Here is a 14552-nt window from a genome sequence, read left to right as displayed (position 1 = left end):
GCGCGTCTGGTTTACCCGGCCGGGGCCTGGGCACTCAACAGCATTTGGGCCCGGCCTTGCCGCCGTAACGGGCGTCCTGCCTTTCGCGGAAGAACGCTTCGTAACTCATCACCGGCTGGTCCGGGTGGGTCTTGTGCATGTGCTCGACGTAGTTGTCGTAGTCAGGCATGCCCACCATCAGGCGGGCCGCCTGCCCGAGGTATTTGCCGAGACGGCTGAGGTCATTGAACATCAGCGCGCTTCCGGCATCGCCTGAAACGGTGCTTCCTTGTCGCTGCGCTCTTTCTTGACCCACGCCGCGCGACCCACCTTGATCGCATAGAACAGGATGCTCAGCACCACGAACAGGAACAGTGTGGTCAACGCTGCGTTGGTGTACGCGTTGAAGATCACGTGTTGCATCTGCTCGACGGTTTTCGCCGGCGCCAGAATCTGGCCAGCCTCGGCCGCCGCGCTGTACTTCTTCGCCAGCGCCAGGAAACCAACGGCGGGGCTTGGGTCGAACAGCTTGATGAAACCAGCGGTCACGGTGCAGATCAGCAGCCACGACGCGGGCAGAATGGTGACCCAGGCATACTGCTGGCGCTTCATCTTGATCAGCACCACCGTGGCCAGCATCAGCGCGATCCCGGCGAGCATCTGGTTGGAAATGCCGAACAGCGGCCACAAGGTGTTGATGCCACCCAGCGGATCGATCACGCCCTGGTACAGCAGATAACCCCACAACGCGACGCAACCACCGGTGCCAATCACGTTGGCAGTCCAGGATTCCGTGCGTTTCAGCGCGGGCACGAAACTGCCGAGCAGGTCTTGCAGCATGAAACGACCGGCGCGGGTACCGGCGTCAACGGCGGTCAGGATGAACAGCGCTTCGAACAGGATCGCGAAGTGGTACCAGAACGCCATGGTGTTCTGACCCGGCAAGACCTGGTGCAGGATCTGCGCGATACCCACCGCCAGCGTCGGCGCGCCGCCCGCACGGGCCAGCACGGTATTTTCGCCAATCTCCCTGGCCACTGCGGTCAAGGCATCGGGGGTGATGGCAAAGCCCCACGAAGTAATGGTCTGCGCGGCAGTCACCACGTCGCCACCCACCACAGCCGCAGGGCTGTTCATGGCGAAATAAACGCCCGGGTCGATCACCGAGGCAGCGACCATGGCCATGATAGCCACGAACGATTCCATCAGCATGCCGCCGTAACCGATGTAACGAGCGTTCTTCTCGTTATCCAGCAGTTTGGGCGTGGTGCCCGAAGAAATCAGCGCGTGGAAGCCCGACACCGCGCCACAGGCAATGGTGATGAACAGGAACGGGAATAGCGCACCCTTCCAGACCGGGCCAGTGCCGTCGGTGAACTGGGTCAGGGCCGGCATTTTCAGCTCAGGGGCGAGGATCAGAATGCCGATCGCCAGCGCGACGATGGTGCCGATCTTCAGGAACGTAGACAGGTAGTCACGGGGTGCCAGCAGCAGCCAGACCGGCAGCATGGCAGCCACGAAACCATAACCGACCAGCATCCAGGTGATCTGCACGCCGGTGAAGGTGAAGGCATGGGCCCACCCGGGGCTGGCCGCCACTTGGCCACCGGCCCAGATCGACAGCAGCAACAGCACTACGCCAATGATGGAGATTTCACCGATCCGGCCCGGGCGGATGTAGCGCATGTACACGCCCATGAACATCGCAATCGGGATCGTCGCCAGCACGGTGAACATGCCCCACGGGCTTTCGGCCAGGGCCTTGACCACGATCAGAGCCAGCACCGCAAGGATGATGATCATGATCAGGAAGCAGCCGAAGAGTGCGATGGTGCCGGGGATGCGGCCCATTTCTTCGCGGACCATGTCGCCCAGCGACCGGCCGTTACGGCGAGTGGACAGGAACAGGATCATGAAGTCCTGCACCGCGCCGGCCAGTACCACGCCGGCGATCAGCCAGAGCGTGCCGGGCAGGTAGCCCATCTGCGCGGCCAGAACGGGACCGACCAGCGGGCCTGCACCGGCGATAGCGGCAAAGTGGTGACCGAAGAGGATGTGTTTGTTGGTGGGAACGTAGTCCAGTCCGTCATTGTTGATCACCGCGGGGGTCGCCCGGGTCGGATCGAGTTGCATGACGTGATTGGCGATGAACAGGCTGTAGTAGCGGTACGCAACCAGATAAATGGCAACAGCGGCGACGACAATCCAGAGTGCGTTGATGGCTTCACCGCGGCGCAGCGCGACGACACCCAAGGCGCATGCCCCGAGGGCAGCGACGGCGAACCAACCCAGATGTTTGGTCAGTCGGGTCATTGTGGGTCTCCTGCCCAAGCTCATGGCTTGTGGCGTAATTGTTATTGTTCGGTCCGGGGTAACGGAGCGTCGCCACTATCCACGCAGTTGTCAGCAAGAGAAATTCGTACTACTACGGGATCAACTGCGTAGTTTTACGTAGATAACCAAAAGGTTGGACGACAGAAACTTCCGCGAGCTGCACCACCGCTTTCGCAAGCAAGCCTGCCACGGGTGTCCAGCGTCAGCCATTGCGTGTCTAATACCGCCCACAACACCCCGCCCCGCCGGACGTCACCACCATGCAGCTGAAACACAAAATCGTCGCCCTCGGCCTGTTGCCGCTGATCCTTGCCGTGTCGGTGATCTGCGCCTTGGTGATCGTGCAGAATCAGCGCCTGGGGGAACAACAGGCGCAGTTGATCGAAGACAGCATCCTGGCGAGCAAACGTGCCGAGCTGAAGAACTACGTCGAAATGGCCATGAGCGCGCTGGCGCCCCTTTACGACAGCGGCCGCAACGACGAGCAGACCCAGCAGAAGGTCCTCGAGGAGCTGTCGAAACTGAGTTTCGGCATCGACGGCTACTTCTTCGTCTACGACCAGAACGGCCGCAACCTGATGCACCCGCGCCAGGCCGCGCTGGTGGGCAAGGACTTGTGGAACATGACCGATCCGCAGGGCCTGCTGGTGATTCGCGCCCTGCTGCAAAGCGCTGAATCCGGCGACGGCTTTCAGCATTACGCCTGGGAAAAGCCGTCCACCGGCCAGGTCACCGACAAGCTCGCCCACGTGGTCATGCTCGATCGCTGGGGCTGGATGCTCGGCACCGGCATTTATCTGGAAGACGTCGAACGCGCCACCCAACAGGCGCGCAAGGAAGTCGCGCGGGGCATTTATGCGACCATGCTCGACATCGGCGCCGTGGCACTGATCGCCGTGCTGCTGGTGTTCATCTGCGGCGTCACCCTCAACGCCAGCGAACATCGCCTCGCCGACCGCAAGCTGCAGATGCTCAACCAACGGATCATGAACCTGCAGGAAGAAGAGCGCTCCCGGCTGTCACGCGAGCTGCATGACGGCATCAGTCAGGTGCTGGTGTCGATCAAGTTTCAGTTCGAACTGGCCGGGCTGCAACTGGAAGGCAACGACCAGCGCGGCCTCGACACCCTGCGTCAGGGGACCGAGCGGCTGGGTGAGGCGATCGGTGAAATCCGCACCATCTCCCATGACCTGCGCCCCTCGCTGCTTGACACATTGGGGCTGGCGGCGGCCGTGACCCAACTGGTCTCCGAGTTCGAGCAACAGAGCGGCCTGAACATCCACTACACCCACGACCTGAGCAACCTGAAGCTGGCCGAAGGGGCGCCGGTCGCCCTCTTCCGCATCCTTCAGGAGGCCTTGACCAATGTCGAGCGCCACGCCCAGGCGCAGAACGTCTACATCGACCTGCAGGGCAATAAACGCCAGGTGCAACTGACGGTGCGCGATGACGGTGTCGGCTTCAACGCCGATGTCGGCCATTTGCAGGAGATACAAGGCGGCATCGGGTTGCGTAATATTCGCGAGCGCGTCGAGCACTTCCATGGCCAGCTGAACCTGTATTCCGCGCCGGGGCACAGCGAATTGACCGTAACCATGCCCGTCAGCGCAGCCGCCTGATTCCATCCCCCCACACAGGAAGCCCGTTCCGATCATGAGCGCCAGCCCGTCCATCCGCATCGCCCTGGTCGACGACCACTCTCTGGTTCGCGACGGCGTGCGCGCCCTGCTCTCGACCCGGCCGCTGTTCGAAGTGGTGGGTGAAGCGGAGAACGCCGCTCAGGCACTGACGATGTGCGAGGACGTCAAACCGCACATTTTGCTGGTCGACATCGGCCTGCAGGACATGAACGGCCTGGAACTGACCCAGCTGATTCGCCAGCGCTGCCCGGCCATCAAGATTCTGATCCTGAGCATGTACGACAATCAGGAATACGTCGCGACCTCGATCCGTGCCGGCGCCAGCGGTTACGTGCTCAAGAACGCCCCGTCGCGGGAAATCGTCGCCGCCATCGAAGCGATCGCCACAGGCGGCACGTTCTACAGCGCCGAGGTGACCCTCAAGCTGGTGTCGAAGAAAACCGAAGAAAACGAACTGACCCCGCGCGAGGTGCAAGTGCTGGTCGGGCTCGCGAAAGGACTGGACAACAAGACCATCGCGCGCGACCTGGCCATCAGCGTCCGGACGGTCGAAACCCACCGGCTGAGCATCCGCCGCAAGCTCAAGGTCGACAAACCGGCGGGCCTGGTGAAGTACGCGATGGAGCATGGGCTGCTGTTGCCGTGATCCATCGCGTTACTGCCGGGTCACGGGCGGCGTTCACCCTCACGCAATGCCTTTTCCGCGGTGTCCTGATCCACCGGTAAAGGGAACCTGAACGTCGCGCCTTGGCCGGGGACGTCGATCAGCTCGATGCGATGCCCGTGCAACTGCAGGATCTGGTGGACGATACGCAACCCCAGGCCGCCATCGCGACGCGCCCCTCCGATGTTGAAGGGCCGCAGGAACAGGCCTTCGCGCAGTTCGGCGGCAATCCCCGGTCCGGTGTCGCTGACAATCACGTCGACGAAGTTGCCCCGGGGCAGCAGCGACACGCTGACCTCGCCCCCTTGCGGGGTGTGACGCACGGCGTTGTCGAGCAGGTTGGTGAGCACGCGTTCGATCAGCCCGAGATCGGCATGAACACCGGGGCACGACGGCGCGAAGTGTGGCGTCAGCGTCAGCGAACGGGCTTCGGCCGCCAGTTCGAATTTCTGGAAGATGTCCTGCACCAGGTCGGTCAATGAAAACCCTTCGATCACCGGCACGACGAAACCGTGCTCCAGGCGCACCAGTTCGAGCAGCGACTGCGCCAGGCCGCCCACCTTGCGGCTCTGATCGAGCGCGATCCCCAGATAACGACGACGTTCTTCGGCACTGAGGCTGGCGTCCTTGACCGACAGCACTTCGAGATAGCCATGCAGCGATGCCAGCGGCGTGCGCAGGTCGTGGGAAATGTTCGCGACCAGTTCGCGGCGATCCTGGCTCTGCCGGGTCAAGGTCTGCCACTGCTCGCTCAGGCGGCTCTGCATCCGCTTGAACGTCGCATCCAGCACGGCAATCTCGTCGTGGCCCTGCGGAGCGCGCTGGGTGTCTGTCTGAGCCGGCGCCACCGGCGCAGCATTGATGTCGAACCCGCTCACCGAATCGGTCAGGCGGCGCAGCGGCCGGGTGATCCAGCCAAACGCCGCGAGCCCGGCCAGCAGGCACAGCAAGGCGATCAGACCGATTGCCCACAGCGCCGTGCTCAGGGCTTCGCTGGTGGCGCCGCGTTCGGCCAATCGGTCATGGGCTTCGCCCAGCAGCACCACGTAGAGAAAGCCGGCGGGTTTGCCCATCACCATCAATGGCGCGGCGCTGAAGACCTTGCGGGTGGTCATGCTGCGCGGGTCATCACCGAGGATCGGCAGCGGATCACCGGCCAGCAACCGGCGCACAGGGGCCAGATCGACACGGCCGCGCAGCACGCGGTCTCTGGGCGCGGCATCACCGACAATGCGCCCCGCATCGTCCAGCAGGTACACCTCGACACTGGGATTAACCAGCATCAACTGACTGAACAACTCGCGCACGGCGTCCGGCTTCAGGCCGTTGGCGTCCATCAGTTGGGTGTCACGGGCGATGTGTTGCGCCAGATCCCGGGACAGGCCCTGCACCACTTCCAGCTCATGCATCTTGCTCGAGCGCACCTGCAGCCAGACAGAGGTGCCGCAGCAGACCAGCAACAGCAGCGCGAACACCAGCGACAGGCGTTGAGTCAGGGTCATGTTCACAGCGTCTCTCCCAACGTGTCGCCAGGCTCGGCGAATTTATAGCCGCGCCCCCAGACCGTGAGGATGCGCAGCGGCTGCGCCGGATCCGCTTCGATCTTCGCCCGCAGCCGGTTGATGTGGGTATTGACGGTGTGCTCGTAGCCTTCGTGGTTGTAGCCCCACACCGAATTGAGCAGGTCGAGACGTGAAAACACCTTGCCCGGTTGCCGAGCGAAGAAGTACAGCAGGTCGAATTCCCGAGGCGTGAGGTCCAGCACGCGGCCTTCCAGCGACGCCTCGCGGGTCAACGGGTCGATGAACAGACCCGCGCTGGACAGGCTGCCAGCGTCCATCTTCAGGTTGCGCGCCATGGCGTCGACCCGGCGCAGCAGCGCCTTGACCCTGGCGACCAGCTCCATCATCGAGAACGGCTTGGCCAGATAATCGTCGGCGCCCAGCTCAAGGCCCAGAATCCGGTGCATTTCGCTGGAGCGCGCGCTGGTGATGATGATCGGCGTGTAGCGCGTCATGGCCCGCGCCCGACGACAGATTTCAAGGCCATCCACCCCTGGCAGCATCAGGTCCAGAATCAATGCGTCCCAGCCGCCTTGTTCGAGCAGACGCAGGCCTTTTTCGCCGTCGGCGCTGTGCACGACGTCAAAATGTTCGTCGCGCAGGTGCAGGCAGATCAGGTCGGCAATATGACTGTCGTCCTCAACCACCAGAATGCGTTTGGGCTGTTCCATGGAAAGTAAAACCTGACAGGCGCATCGATCGCGCGATGTCCCATTGTGCCGATTTCGACGCCGCGCAGTTATCACGAATTGTTTAACTCTCGGTGAGGATTCCGGGAACAGACCGCCCCTAACCTTGGCTCATCGCAACAGGCCGCTCGTAATCGGCTGTGCAGAGGAGTCATCTCATGCTTTCAAGAAGACAATTCATGGTACTGAGCGGCGGCGCGGGTGTGGCGGCAATTGCCCTCGGCATGCTGCCCAAATTCGCCGATGGCCAGGCCCTTGTCGCACCAGACGCCCCGATCGGCACCTTTGAAGTCAGTCACACTGACGATGAGTGGCACGCGCTGCTCAGCGACGATCAGTTTCAGGTGCTGCGCCGCGAGGCCACCGAAAGGCCCTACAGCAGCCCGCTGAACGAAGAGCACCGCGGTGGCACCTTCGCCTGCGCCGGTTGCCAGCTGCCGTTGTTTTCGTCGACCACCAAATTCGACAGCCACACCGGATGGCCGAGCTTCTGGACGCCGCTGGACAATGCCACCGCCATCCGCACCGACACCTCGTTCGGCGTCTTGCGCAAGGAGGTTCACTGCCGACGCTGTGGTGGGCATCTGGGCCACGTGTTCACCGACGGCCCGAAGCCCACAGGACTGCGCTACTGCATGAATGGCCTGGCGATGAGTTTTGCCGAGCAAACAACATGACAACCGATGTGTAGGAGCGTGGCTTGTCCCGCGATCTGCCGGGGACCGGCAGCAAACCCGGTGCGTGCGGTGTGTCTGGGACAACGCGTTATCTGAATGCGTGACGACTTAGTCGCCGATTTCCGGACAAGCCCCGCTCCTACAACGTCTTGCGTTGCGATCGAACTGCATTTATCTGAACGGAATAAAACCATGCTCCTGATCATCCTCGCCTACCTCGGCGGCGTGCTGACCATCGTCAGCCCGTGCATCCTGCCGGTTCTGCCGTTTGTCTTTGCACGCACCGGCCAGCCGTTCGTGCGCAGCGGCTTGCCGTTGCTGGTCGGCATGGCCGTCACCTTCGCACTGGTGGCGACCCTGGCGGCGGTCGGCGGTGGCTGGGTCGTCCAGCTCAACCAGTATGGCCGCGGCCTGGCGCTGATTTTCGTGGCGCTGTTCGGCCTCACCTTGCTGCTGCCCAGGCTGGCTGAGCGCCTGACCCGACCGCTGGTGGCGGCGGGCAGTCGCCTGACCGAGACCGCCTCGACGGGTATCGGGCCCAGCGTCTGGGCCTCGTTCATGATCGGCGTCGCCACCGGCCTGCTGTGGGCGCCCTGTGCCGGGCCTATTCTGGGTCTGGTCCTGACCGGCGCAGCGCTGCAAGGCGCAAGCATCGGGACGACGATTCTCCTGTTGGCCTACGCCGCCGGTGCCGCTACTTCGCTGGCCCTCGCCTTGCTCGTGGGCGGCAAAGTGTTTGCGGCCATGAAGCGCTCGCTGGGTGCGGGTGAATGGATTCGTCGGGGCCTGGGCGCCGCGATGCTCGCCGGCGTTGCCGCCATCGCGCTGGGCCTTGATACCGGCGTGCTGACGAAGATTTCCACGGCCTCCACCGGTGGACTGGAGCAAGCGCTGGTGGGGCGACTGACCGGGAATTCTCGCTCGGGCAACCCTGCCGAAGGCGGCGCGATGATGGCGCAGAACGTGCCGGGCCGCGACGGCCCCGGCAGTGCCGATCCGGCCAGCCCCGTCATGCAGGCGTCAGGCGCCATGATGATGGCGGCGAAGAACACCTCGCCAGGCCTGCCGGTGGAAGGCCAGCTGCCTGCGCTCGACGGCGCCGTGCAATGGTTGAACAGCGCGCCGCTGACCGCCGCGCAGCTCAAGGGTAAAGTGGTGTTGGTGGATTTCTGGACCTACTCCTGCATCAACTGCCTGCGCAGCCTGCCCTACGTCAAGGCGTGGGCCGACAAGTACCGTGATCAGGGCCTGGTGGTGATCGGCGTGCACGCGCCGGAGTTCGCTTTCGAGCGTGACGTGAAAAACGTGACCAAAGCCATGGCTGATCTGGGCATCGACTATCCGGTCGCCGTCGACAACGACTATGCCATCTGGCGCGCCTTCGATAACCAGTACTGGCCGGCTCACTATTTTGCCGATGCCAAGGGCCAGATTCGCTATCACCATTTCGGTGAAGGCGCGTATGACGAATCCGAGCGGGTGATTCAGACACTGCTGCGCGAAGCCGGCCAGACGCAGATCAGCACTGATCTGATCGACGCCAGCGGCAAGGGCGTGCAACAGACGGCGGACATGGGTGACGTCAAATCGCCGGAAACTTACCTGGGCTACGATCGCGCCGAAAACTTCGTGTCCCAGGGCGGCGCCCGGCATGACCAGCCCTCGAGCTACAACACCCCGCCCATGCTGGCCCTGAACACTTGGGGCCTGGAAGGACAGTGGAACATCGGCGCCGAGCGGATCAGTCTCGCCGCACCGGGCGGCAAGATCAGCTACCGCTTCCACGCCCGCGACCTGCACCTGGTGCTGGGCCCGGGCAGTGACGGCAAGCCGCTGCACTTCAAGGTCTCGGTCGATGGCAAGGCGCCCGCCGATGCCCATGGCACCGACGTCGCGCCGGACGGGAGCGGCACGGTGACCGAACAGCGCCTGTATCAACTGCTGCGTCAACCCGGCGACATCGCCGATCACACCTTCACCATCGAATTCAGCGATCCGGGCGTCTCTGCTTACGCCTTCACGTTCGGTTGAGTTCCGTCTCGCGTCAGGAGTGTCAGACATGAAAACATCACCCATCCACCGCTTCCGTTCAACGCTGCCGAGCGTGCGGCGCCATGGCCTGCGCCTGTTGGCAGGTGCCTTGCTGCTGCAGACCGCCGCCTGCTCGTTTGCCGGCAACGAAGACGCCGTGAGCATCGCGCCGCCGCAGCAGGATGAAGTCGTCAGCACCACGCACAGCGAGAAGGCGGTGCTCGCCGGCGGCTGTTTCTGGGGTGTCCAGGGCGTGTTCCAGCATGTTCAGGGGGTCTCCCGCGTCGTCTCCGGCTACACCGGCGGACAGGCCGATACCGCACAATACGAGCGCGTCAGCGAGGGCGATACCGGGCATGCCGAATCAGTGGAGATCACCTTCGATCCGGCGCAGGTCAGTTACGGCAAACTCCTGCAGATCTTCTTCTCGGTGGCGCACAACCCCACCGAGCTCAATCGCCAGGGCCCCGACCACGGCACTCAATACCGATCGGCGATATTCCCGCAGAGCCCTGAACAACAGGCCGTGGCTCAGGCCTACATTGCACAGCTCGACGCCGCCAAGTCATTCAACGCGCCCATCGTGACCAGGATCGAGCGCTACAACGGTTTCTACCCTGCCGAGGATTATCATCAGAACTTCCTCACCACCCACCCGACCTACCCGTACATCGTCATCAACGACCTGCCGAAGGTGAACCAGCTCAAGACGCTGTTCGCTGATCGCTACGCCGAACAGCCGGTGCTGTTGAAGACCTCGCAATAACACTATCGACCCGTCGGCGGCAGCCTGGTCTCCCTCGCTGCCGCTGGCAATTCAGGTCGTGAGGGCCGTGCTTGAGCCCTCGACAGCGACTGATCCACGCCCTCTAAACCAAAGTATGAGTGGCGAACACCTACGTATCGGGCGCCGGTACCAAGGTACAAGTGACGCCCCCGGCGCCCGCGAATATTCTTCACACATCCCTGTCATGCAGGCCGGACCTCTCTTAGCTGTGGGATACAGACCGTATCGGACAGGCTCGTCGCAGAACACGTGAGGAGATTCACCATGTTTGCCGAACTCGCCCCCAGATCCGCGCTCAACGCCGAATTCGCCAGTGATGCCCATGGCCTGTACACCACGCTGCACGGTGAGGAACGGGCACAATTCGTCGCCTTGCTCAATGAACACCTGGGCACGACCCAGCAAGTGTGCGGCTTTGCCCGCGAGGTACGCTGGCGCTTGCGCAAGTTGAACTACCAGGCCATCAAGGAACTGTTCAAAGGCCTGGACCTGGCGACCCAGCAATTCGTGACGTTCCTGCAGGGCCGGGTCGAGAGCCTCAGCGGTGCTTCGGCGCAACAGGTCTTCCCCGCCGCCACTTTGCAAGAAGCGGAACAGGCAGCCGGCTTTCGTGAATGTTTTCAGGAGATTCACCAGTTGTCCCAGCAACTCAGCGGGTTGGTGGAGCGCACGCAACGCTTCATGGACCGTGCGGTAGACGCAGGGGATTACGCCACGGCCAATCTGGTCAGCGAGGTGCTGTACCGGGCCAACCAACTGGTCTGCAAGATCAAGCTGGACATTCCCACCGGTGCCTCGTTTACCAGTGAATGCCGCCAGCCCACCCGTCCCAACAGTTACTTTTCGACCATGGAGGTCTGGGCCCAGAGCCCTGGCCTGATGGGCATCAGCGCAGCAGAGAGCTACCGTTTTTGAATCCTTCGACATGCAGATCTCTCCTCCCTTTGGCGCCCGGTCCGGGCGCTTTTTTTACCCCTTCAGCGCACATCATCGCCGCGCTTCAGGGATACGGTCATCTGCACGTCATGATGCTCCCGTATTCAAGGACGGCCGCACTGTTGATTCACGCAATTGACAGCCCCTTGTTCAAACTGCCACCCATTTGCGTTAAAAAGACGCTCGATCGTCGGCTTGCAGCGCTCTGGCACACGCCTCTGGCAGCCAGCCGCGCCTTGGCGTTTACAGCAAGAAGGCGCACGAGCGTCCAATAACAATACCGTTGAACCCTTGAGACTGACTGTCCCAAACCGGAGCCTGAGCATGAACAAACTCACAACAGTGGCGGGTGCACCCGTCGTCGACAACCAGAACTCGCAATCGGCCGGCCCCCGCGGCCCGCTGATGCTGCAGGACGTCTGGCTGCTGGAAAAACTCGCCCACTTCGACCGCGAAGTGATCCCGGAGCGTCGCATGCACGCCAAGGGTTCGGGCGCGTTCGGTACCTTCACCGTGACTCAGGACATCAGCCGCTACACCAAAGCGCGCCTGTTCTCCGAGATCGGTAAGAAGACCGACATCTTCATCCGCTTCTCCACCGTGGCCGGTGAGCGTGGGGCTGCGGATGCCGAGCGCGATATCCGTGGCTTCGCCATCAAGTTCTACACCGAACAAGGCAACTGGGACCTGGTGGGCAACAACACGCCGGTGTTTTTCCTGCGCGACCCGCTGAAATTCCCGGACCTGAACCACGCGATCAAACGCGACCCGCGCACCAACATGCGCAGCGCCGACAACAACTGGGACTTCTGGAGCTCGCTGCCGGAAGCCCTGCACCAGGTGACGGTGGTCATGAGTGACCGCGGCCTGCCAAAATCGTACCGTCACATGCACGGTTTCGGCAGCCACACCTTCAGCTTCATCAGCCCGGACAACCAGCGTTTCTGGGTCAAGTTCACCTTGAAAACCCAGCAAGGGATTCAGAACCTCACCGATCAGGAAGCCGCAGCACTGGTCGCCGACGATCGCGAAACCCATCAGCGCGATTTGTACGAGAGCATCGAGAAAGGCGATTTCCCGCAGTGGAAAATGTTCGTGCAGATCATGCCGGAAAGCGACGCCAGCACGTACAAGGTTCACCCGTTCGACCTGACCAAAGTCTGGCCACACGCCGACTACCCGCTGATCGAAGTGGGCACGCTGGAGCTGAACCGTAATCCGGACAACTATTTTCACGATGTCGAGCAGGCCGCGTTCAACCCGGCCAACGTTGTGCCGGGCATCAGCTTCTCGCCGGACAAAATGCTCCAGGGTCGGCTGTTCTCCTATGGCGACGCGCAGCGTTATCGTCTGGGCGTGAACCATCATCAGATTCCGGTGAACGCGCCGCAGTGCCCGGTCAACAGCTACCACCGCGACGGCCAGATGCGGGTCAACAGCAACGCTGGCGGCACCATCGGCTACGAGCCCAACAGCAAGGGCGCATGGGTCGAGCAACCGGACTTCTCCGAGCCACCGTTGGAGTTGCACGGCGCGGCGGCCAACTGGGATTTCCGCAAAGACGATGACGACTACTATTCGCAGCCCCGCGCGCTGTTCCGCCTGATGACCGCCGAACAGCAGCAAGTGCTGTTCGACAACACGGCACGGGCCATCAGCGGTGCCTCGGCACTGGTCAAGCAACGCCACATCGACAACTGCACCAAGGCTGATCCCGCCTATGGCGCGGGCGTCGCGGCAGCCATCGAGAAACTCGGCTGACGGATAATCGGCGTTGACAGGAAGGGGTGTTCAGGCGACGTTACTGACACCCCTTTTTTCTTGTCGAGTGGCACGCCATGAATGAACTCCAGCAGTTGAACGAAAGCCACGGTCTGTTGCTGGTGTTCGTCAACGTGCTGCTGGAACAGATCGGCCTGCCGGTGCCCGCCTACCCGACGCTGATCGTCACCGGTGCGCTGGCCATGCAGAGCAAACCATTGCTTGGCGCGGGCGTGCTGGTCGCCATGCTCGCCTGCCTGATCGCCGACGCCCTGTGGTACTGGGCGGGCAAGCGTTATGGCAGCGTGCTGCTCAAATCCATCTGCAAGATCTCCCTGTCCCAGGACACCTGCATTCGCCAGGGGCTGAACGTCTACGAGCGGGTCGGGCCGCGCGCGATGCTGCTGTCCAAATTCCTGCCCGGCGCGGGCGCACTGGTCACCACGGTCGCCGGCATGAACGCCACGCCGTTTGCGCTGTTCATGCGCTACTCACTGGCGGGATCGTTCATCTGGGCCGGCTCCGCCCTGCTGCTCGGCATGCTGTTCAGCGATGCGCTGATCCCGCTGCTGGACTGGCTGAGCGGCTACCTGCCCATCGCCATCGGCGCCGTACTGGGTTTGCTCGGCGTCTTCATCGCCTGGAAATACTGGAAACGCCGGCGCCTCCAGGCACGCACCGCCCGCGTGCCTCGCATCACCGTTCCACAGTTGCTGGCGCTGCGCGACTCCGACCAGGCGCCGGTGATCATCGATGTACGCCCCAGGTTTCATACGGCGGTGGTCGAAGGCATCCCCGGCGCTGTCTCCATCAGCCTGGAAGAACCGTTGGAGCCGTGGCTCGATCAGCTCGATGACGTCGACATGGTGTTCTACTGCGCTTGTCCGAACGAACTGTCCGCCGCCCTCCTCGCCGAAAAGCTCCACGCCCGCGGCCTGACCCGCGGCAAAGCGCTGGTCGGCGGCCTGGATGCATGGCGCGAAGCCCAAATCGCGGCGTCCGATCCGTCGGTCAAAGCCGCCACGGCCTGACGACGTTTGTTGGGGTTCGCGATTAGCACGTTGAACTGATCATCGAGTGCCGGTCGCGCGGGTGTCTTGGTGAGCAGGCTCACTCCCACCGGGACATCCGGGCATTGCCGAATTCTCCGGCCAGATACAAATCCCGTGGGAGCGAGCTTGCTCGCGAAGGCCTGATGCACTACCAGTAGGCGCGTGGCTGGTCCCGCGATCGGCGACGCAGTCGTCGTAAAACCTTGGCATGTGGTCTGCCTGATGTACTGCGTCATCCGATTCTGCTGCCGCTGCGCGCCAGTTCGCGGGGCAAGCCACGCTCCTACAAGGGACTTGTCGCGTTCCCGGGTCTCGGGACCAGGGCACGGAACTTGCGGAAGCTTGCTCGCGAAGGCTTGATGCACTACCAGTAGGAGCGTGGCTTGTCCCGCGATCGGCGACGCAGTCGTCGTAAAACCTTGGCATGTGGTCTGCCTGAT

Annotated in this window: 12 protein-coding genes; 8 read left to right on the top strand and 4 right to left on the bottom strand. The window is 62.7% G+C overall.

What is annotated here, in order from left to right; translation table 11 throughout:
• Positions 1–34 precede the first annotated feature (34 nt).
• Together QRN36_RS12780 and QRN36_RS12775 are read right to left on the bottom strand one after the other, a co-directional pair.
• Complete coding sequence (locus QRN36_RS12780; protein ID WP_093458720.1) at positions 35–232, bottom strand: YbdD/YjiX family protein; 198 nt, start codon at positions 230–232, stop codon at positions 35–37.
• Positions 232–2292, bottom strand: a complete 2061-nt coding sequence (locus QRN36_RS12775) for a carbon starvation CstA family protein (RefSeq protein WP_285424368.1) — start codon at positions 2290–2292, stop codon at positions 232–234. Before QRN36_RS12775 ends, QRN36_RS12780 begins: the two co-directional genes overlap by 1 nt.
• A gap of 281 nt (positions 2293–2573) precedes the next feature.
• Between QRN36_RS12775 and QRN36_RS12770 the strand changes: the two genes are divergently transcribed.
• Both QRN36_RS12770 and QRN36_RS12765 read left to right on the top strand, forming a co-directional pair.
• On the top strand, positions 2574–3932 hold the full coding sequence (locus QRN36_RS12770; RefSeq protein WP_285424367.1) for a cache domain-containing protein: 1359 nt from the start codon (positions 2574–2576) through the stop codon (positions 3930–3932).
• A 34-nt stretch (positions 3933–3966) separates the two neighbouring features.
• Positions 3967–4599, top strand: a complete 633-nt coding sequence (locus QRN36_RS12765; RefSeq protein ID WP_285424366.1) for a response regulator transcription factor — start codon at positions 3967–3969, stop codon at positions 4597–4599.
• 20 nt (positions 4600–4619) lie between these two features.
• On the opposite strand, the gene QRN36_RS12760 is transcribed toward QRN36_RS12765, so the two are convergent.
• Positions 4620–6125 carry a HAMP domain-containing sensor histidine kinase gene (locus QRN36_RS12760; RefSeq protein WP_285424365.1) on the bottom strand — a complete coding sequence of 502 codons (1506 nt, stop codon included), beginning with the start codon at positions 6123–6125 and terminating at the stop codon, positions 4620–4622.
• On the bottom strand, positions 6122–6850 hold the full coding sequence (locus QRN36_RS12755; protein WP_285424364.1) for a response regulator transcription factor: 729 nt from the start codon (positions 6848–6850) through the stop codon (positions 6122–6124). Before QRN36_RS12755 ends, QRN36_RS12760 begins: the two co-directional genes overlap by 4 nt.
• Positions 6851–7026: 176 nt before the next feature.
• Between QRN36_RS12755 and msrB the strand changes: the two genes are divergently transcribed.
• From msrB to QRN36_RS12725, 6 genes are all read left to right on the top strand, one after another.
• Positions 7027–7545, top strand: a complete 519-nt coding sequence (gene msrB / locus QRN36_RS12750; protein ID WP_285424363.1) for a peptide-methionine (R)-S-oxide reductase MsrB — start codon at positions 7027–7029, stop codon at positions 7543–7545.
• A gap of 192 nt (positions 7546–7737) precedes the next feature.
• A complete protein-coding gene (locus QRN36_RS12745) occupies positions 7738–9576 on the top strand; it encodes a cytochrome c biogenesis protein DipZ (RefSeq protein ID WP_285424362.1) in 1839 nt (612 codons plus the stop codon).
• A gap of 28 nt (positions 9577–9604) precedes the next feature.
• Positions 9605–10342: a peptide-methionine (S)-S-oxide reductase MsrA gene (msrA, locus tag QRN36_RS12740; RefSeq protein WP_093458728.1), complete on the top strand. Its 738-nt coding sequence runs from the start codon at positions 9605–9607 to the stop codon at positions 10340–10342.
• Positions 10343–10627: 285 nt separating this feature from the next.
• Positions 10628–11278 carry a hypothetical protein gene (locus tag QRN36_RS12735; RefSeq protein WP_285424361.1) on the top strand — a complete coding sequence of 217 codons (651 nt, stop codon included), beginning with the start codon at positions 10628–10630 and terminating at the stop codon, positions 11276–11278.
• A gap of 345 nt (positions 11279–11623) precedes the next feature.
• Positions 11624–13060 carry a catalase gene (locus QRN36_RS12730; protein WP_285424360.1) on the top strand — a complete coding sequence of 479 codons (1437 nt, stop codon included), beginning with the start codon at positions 11624–11626 and terminating at the stop codon, positions 13058–13060.
• Positions 13061–13137: 77 nt separating this feature from the next.
• Complete coding sequence (locus QRN36_RS12725) at positions 13138–14091, top strand: VTT domain-containing protein (protein ID WP_285424359.1); 954 nt, start codon at positions 13138–13140, stop codon at positions 14089–14091.
• Positions 14092–14552 lie beyond the last annotated feature (461 nt).

The sequence above is a fragment of the Pseudomonas sp. efr-133-TYG-103a genome (genome assembly GCF_030209235.1).
In the GTDB taxonomy this organism is placed as follows: domain Bacteria; phylum Pseudomonadota; class Gammaproteobacteria; order Pseudomonadales; family Pseudomonadaceae; genus Aquipseudomonas.
This window is presented reverse-complemented; position numbering and strand designations above follow the sequence as displayed.

Excerpts from the sequence above, each read along its gene's own strand:
- QRN36_RS12780 (WP_093458720.1), bottom strand. The coding sequence starts at position 232 with ATGTTCAATGACCTCAGCCGTCTCGGCAAATACCTCGGGCAGGCGGCC.
- QRN36_RS12775 (WP_285424368.1), bottom strand. The coding sequence starts at position 2,292 with ATGACCCGACTGACCAAACATCTGGGTTGGTTCGCCGTCGCTGCCCTC.
- QRN36_RS12770 (WP_285424367.1), top strand. The coding sequence starts at position 2,574 with ATGCAGCTGAAACACAAAATCGTCGCCCTCGGCCTGTTGCCGCTGATC.
- QRN36_RS12765 (WP_285424366.1), top strand. The coding sequence starts at position 3,967 with ATGAGCGCCAGCCCGTCCATCCGCATCGCCCTGGTCGACGACCACTCT.
- QRN36_RS12755 (WP_285424364.1), bottom strand. The coding sequence starts at position 6,850 with ATGGAACAGCCCAAACGCATTCTGGTGGTTGAGGACGACAGTCATATT.
- msrB (WP_285424363.1), top strand. The coding sequence starts at position 7,027 with ATGCTTTCAAGAAGACAATTCATGGTACTGAGCGGCGGCGCGGGTGTG.
- QRN36_RS12745 (WP_285424362.1), top strand. The coding sequence starts at position 7,738 with ATGCTCCTGATCATCCTCGCCTACCTCGGCGGCGTGCTGACCATCGTC.
- msrA (WP_093458728.1), top strand. The coding sequence starts at position 9,605 with ATGAAAACATCACCCATCCACCGCTTCCGTTCAACGCTGCCGAGCGTG.
- QRN36_RS12735 (WP_285424361.1), top strand. The coding sequence starts at position 10,628 with ATGTTTGCCGAACTCGCCCCCAGATCCGCGCTCAACGCCGAATTCGCC.
- QRN36_RS12730 (WP_285424360.1), top strand. The coding sequence starts at position 11,624 with ATGAACAAACTCACAACAGTGGCGGGTGCACCCGTCGTCGACAACCAG.
- QRN36_RS12725 (WP_285424359.1), top strand. The coding sequence starts at position 13,138 with ATGAATGAACTCCAGCAGTTGAACGAAAGCCACGGTCTGTTGCTGGTG.